We start from the raw sequence: 4,297 nt of genomic DNA, 5'->3' as shown, positions 1-4,297 counted from the left end.
TGCCTTTCTCGGTCAGCTCGATCTTTCGGTGGAACCGGACGAAGAGCGGAAATCCGAACTGTTCTTCCAGAAGGTGGATTTGGCGGCTTACAGCGGCTTGCGTGACGCCAAGTTCGTTTGCAGCTTTCGTAAAGCTCGCGAGACGGGCCGCGGCTTCAAATGCCGTAAGTGCTGTTAATGGCGGCAGCTTTCTGCGAAGATTCATTGAACGGTTCTGATTGCGGATTGGCAGTAGCCGCATAGTCGGCTCTTGAACTTTAGCATTACATTTGATTATGTCAATCAAAACTATTTATGGCGTTGAAAGAATTGGATTTCACGAGCATTATTCTAGCACCAACACACATAAGGTGAGATTATGCTCAACAAGGTCTCGTCATCAATCACAACGCTACTCGATGAACATATCGAGGGACACTCCCTGCCTGCGGGGCTTTACACGCGAGAGGACGTGTTCGACGCCGATCTGGAGGTGTTTTTCATGAATCATTGGATTCACGTCGGGTTGGAATGTGAAGTCCCGGAGCCTGGTGATGCCACGGTCATCGATATCGGGTCCACGAGCTTGATTTTGTTGAGAGATGATGAGAACCAAATCCGTGTCGTTCGCAACGTCTGTCGCCATCGCGGCTCGCGGCTGCTCGACGCCGGCTCCACCGTAGTGTCCAAGCTTGTATGCCCTTATCACCAGTGGACATACGAGCTTTCTGGAGAACTCAGCTATGCGCCCCATATGGGCAAGGACTTCGACAAGAGCTGCCGGAGCCTCAAGCCGGTGAACTTCAAGTCGATTGGTGGCCTGATCTACGTCTGCCTCTCCGAGGCCCCCCCGCAAGACATCGAGCGCCTTGAAGAGGTGATGGAAGAACGGCTTGCGCCCTATGATCTTCGGAACGCGAAGGTCGCGCATCAGGTAGACGTCATCGAGAAGGGCAACTGGAAGCTCACCATGGAGAACAACCGGGAGTGCTACCACTGCTCGGCCAATCACCCTGAACTTTGCCTCTCGTTCGTTGACCTCGATTTTGGGTTCGACCCGGAGTCCCTCAGTCCCGAGGATCGGGAAGAGGCGGAAGAGCATTTTGCCATGTACGCCGAACGCACCAAGATCTGGGAGGCGGCCGGCTTTCCGTCGACGAGTGTCGAACAGGTCAGAGGCTGCGAAACGAACTTCCGCACGCAGCGCCTTATCATCGCTGGAGCGGGAGAATCCCAGACTGAGGACGCGACCGCCGCATCGTCAAAGCTCCTCGGGACAATGACCCGTAAAGACCTTGGTGATTTGCACCTGTGGGGTCACAACAGCTGGAACCATATAATGGGCGACCACGCCGTTTCGTCGATGGTGATTCCCCTGTCCGCAGACACCACCTTGGTGCGGACAAGGTGGCTTGTCCACAAGGACGCGGTTGAAGGCGTAGACTATGATCTCGACAAGCTGACCCATGTCTGGATCGCCACGACCGAGCAGGATTCGAAACTGGTCGCGCGGTCGCATTCCGGAATTCAGGACCCTGCCTACGAGCCGGGCCCCTATTCAAAGTTTAGCGAAGGCGCTTTGGATGACTTTTCGACCTGGTACGTCGAGCGGATGCACGCCCATGGCTACTGAGCTCCTCACTAGGATCCGGAGCCCTGCCAGCGCCGAATTTTGGAACCCGGAGACGGACGACAGGCTCCTGTGTATCGACGTTCACGACGAGACACACGACGTGAAAAGCTTCACGTTCGTTTCACCTGACCACAAGCAGTTCTCGTTCAGAGCCGGGCAGTACTTCATGTTCGAAGTCGGCCTCGACAACGAGGACGACGGCCGCTGCTACAGCGTGTCTTCGTCTCCGCTGCGGAAGAACGCGATCACAATCACAGTGAAGCGTGTTCCCGGAGGCAGGGTGTCGAACTGGCTGCACGACAATCTGACGCCAAACCTAGTGGTTCATGCGTCGGGCCCGCTCGGAAGGTTCGTCCGGCCCGCGGCGAAGAAATATCTTTTCCTGTCCGGCGGTTCGGGGATCACGCCGGTGATGTCGATGGCTCGGGAACTCGCGGATGCCTCCGAGCCAACTGACGTCATCTTCGTCCATGCCGGCCGAAGCCCGCAGGACCTTATTTTCCGGAACGAGCTCTCGAACCTTGCAAGCCGGGTAAAGGGTTTCAGGCTTCATCTGTTGCCGGAAGACATCGGCAACGAGCGCTCCTGGCCGGGCCTGTCGGGTCGGATATCGAAGGAGTTCCTGTCGTTGGCCGTTCCGGACATTGCTGACCGGGTCGTCATGTGCTGCGGGCCGGCGCCGTTCATGACGGCGGCCAGAAAGATCAGCGCAGAACTCGGCGTTCCCGCGTCCAATTATCACGAGGAAAGCTTCGACGTCGCAGTTGTCGATGAGGCTCCCGCGCCCGTCGCGGAGGCCGCCGAAACCAGATCTTTCAGCGTCCAGTTCTCAAAGCAGGGAAAGTCGATTGACGTGCGCGCTGACCAGACGGTTCTTTCATGCGCCAAGAAATCTGGTGTACGGATTCCGTCATCCTGCGCCAACGGCATTTGCGGAACCTGCAAGTCCAAACTGGTGAGTGGAACCGTCGACATGAAGCACGATGGAGGCATCAGACAGAGGGAGATCGAGACTGGCTTCTTTCTGCCGTGCTGTTCCAAGCCATTGAGCGACCTCGTTATCGACCGATAGTTCCATCTGAAGTTATCGGCAGGACGGGAGGCCGCGCGACTACGCGGTTTCCGCTTCCTGGCACTTCGTTCTGATCGTGGTCAGGCTGACCGCACGACGGTCAATGACGGGTTCCGTTCAGCCGAAGCGCCAAGAATGCGAACAGAAGTGTGTTTCCCGATCGCATCGCGCATTTGATCGCAGGTGGATTGTAGAACGAGCTACCGATACCCGGAGCGAACCAGTTATTGTCGGTCTACTTGAACTCACCGCCCGATATAACGAGGTAGGTTTCTTCGGGGAATGGTCATCATCGGGATAGCGCTCTTGGGGAGGATAAGGGTTACCCCGAGCCATAGATTCGTGCGATCTTCCAAACCGCCTAACCGCATCATTTCGGTTGAATGCGCGCAAGGAAGAGAACTTTGTCTAAAAACAACGGACGCTGCCCGAAGTAGCTAGTCTGTATCACTTCAAATTAGTGATAAGTTGCGTGAACATAACTGCTCGAGAATGGCCCGCTTTGAAATGCCATCCTCCCGCGTCGTCTCCCGCACCAACGCAAAAGGAACTACACCAATGCCTGATGTAGACCCAGATGTTGCCCAGATCGATTACCGCATAGCGGCTATACGGGCGAACCTTCGCGCGTTGATCGAACGAGCCGCCGCATCTTGCGGAGCAGCAGACGAGGAACGGATATCTCAACGCATTGCCGATCAACAAGAACTACTGGAAGCTTTGACGAAGCAACGTGAGGAACTTTCCCGAACAAACTCGTAGCCGCGCGGCAACCCTTCGCCACCGATGACGATTCCGCGTCACGCCAGCCCTCCAACGAAGCCGCAAGATGTTGTCTTAAACGCGCCGATTCTCTGAATGCATCATTCGCCTTGCCGCGGGTGTTGGCGCCGCATCGGCGGCGCGCTGAAGGTCGACCATCTTCTTAACCAGGGCTAGCAAGTCGATTATCGATACATACCGACTTTGCACACGCATGTTGCGGGTATGAATCGCTCCGCGTTGAACAGGGCGGTCAGGACGTCTTCTCTTGGGAACCGTTGGTTTGATCGCTGGGCTTGAATCGCCCTGATTGCTCTTTCAAAGCAAAATCGAAGGTTTTTTTGCATTCACCCTGCAGGGTGAAGCGCTTTGGCGGAAAATCGTCAACTATGGCGTTGCGTTGAGTAATTCTTTCCTGATTGTGGCAGGCAGGTAACCAACGAATAAGAAATAAAACTTGCAGGTGGCCGGATAGTTTCCGCACTGAAGGTCATTCGGTCGCCACAGCCATTAATGTCAAACAACTCGAAGTTACCAGTACTGATGCTTGTGTCAGTTAGTATGTTTTGGGGGTAAGAAATGTCAGGAATCATGTATGAACGAATCCCGGATGCGGGTCATGCCGTTTATAATCGACATGCGGCTGCCCGTCGTGCGGAGTTCCATATTGCATCGACCGAACTCCGTCCACAGCGGACGCTGGCGATTATTGACGGACGTGTCGTTGCTCGACAGCACCTTTCGTGGGGGCTTCTGGCGAATGGGCTCGGCCTGCGCATGGTCACATTTGGCTCCATCGAAGACATAGAGGAATATGAGGCAGCGGAGTTTTCGGTCATCCTCGTTTGTGT

The 4,297-nt window shown here is 55.4% G+C and carries 4 protein-coding genes and 1 pseudogene; 3 read left to right on the top strand and 2 right to left on the bottom strand.

The genetic code is table 11. From position 1 onward, the window contains the following. Positions 1-205, bottom strand: a 205-nt coding sequence (locus tag AAAC48_RS26715) for a LysR family transcriptional regulator (protein WP_340657101.1), incomplete at its 3' end; no start/stop codon positions are given. Positions 206-358: 153 nt separating this feature from the next. On the opposite strand from AAAC48_RS26715, the gene AAAC48_RS26710 reads away from it, so the two are divergent. Next, positions 359-1,612 (top strand): SRPBCC family protein, encoded by a 1,254-nt coding sequence (locus AAAC48_RS26710; protein ID WP_340657100.1) that lies wholly within the window; start codon positions 359-361, stop codon positions 1,610-1,612. Continuing rightward, on the top strand, positions 1,602-2,684 hold the full coding sequence (locus tag AAAC48_RS26705) for a hybrid-cluster NAD(P)-dependent oxidoreductase (RefSeq protein WP_340657099.1): 1,083 nt from the start codon (positions 1,602-1,604) through the stop codon (positions 2,682-2,684). The genes AAAC48_RS26710 and AAAC48_RS26705 overlap by 11 nt, the downstream gene beginning before the upstream one ends. A 100-nt stretch (positions 2,685-2,784) precedes the next feature. Here the strand turns inward: AAAC48_RS26705 and AAAC48_RS26700 are convergent. Further along, positions 2,785-3,046: pseudogene (locus AAAC48_RS26700) on the bottom strand (dimethylsulfonioproprionate lyase family protein); the annotation flags it as partial. A gap of 979 nt (positions 3,047-4,025) precedes the next feature. Between AAAC48_RS26700 and AAAC48_RS26695 the strand changes: the two are divergent. Then, on the top strand, positions 4,026-4,297 hold a 272-nt coding region (locus AAAC48_RS26695; protein WP_340657098.1), incomplete at its 3' end, for a hypothetical protein.

The sequence above is a fragment of the Phyllobacterium sp. genome (assembly GCF_037994405.1).
Classification (GTDB): domain Bacteria; phylum Pseudomonadota; class Alphaproteobacteria; order Rhizobiales; family Rhizobiaceae; genus Phyllobacterium.
The sequence above is the reverse complement of the archived record's forward strand: the minus strand, read 5'-3'. Positions and strand labels throughout refer to the sequence as shown.

What these genes read in the sequence shown, in the direction of transcription:
- AAAC48_RS26710 (WP_340657100.1), top strand. Translation starts at nt 359, where the DNA reads ATGCTCAACAAGGTCTCGTCATCAATCACAACGCTACTCGATGAACAT.
- AAAC48_RS26705 (WP_340657099.1), top strand. Translation starts at nt 1,602, where the DNA reads ATGGCTACTGAGCTCCTCACTAGGATCCGGAGCCCTGCCAGCGCCGAA.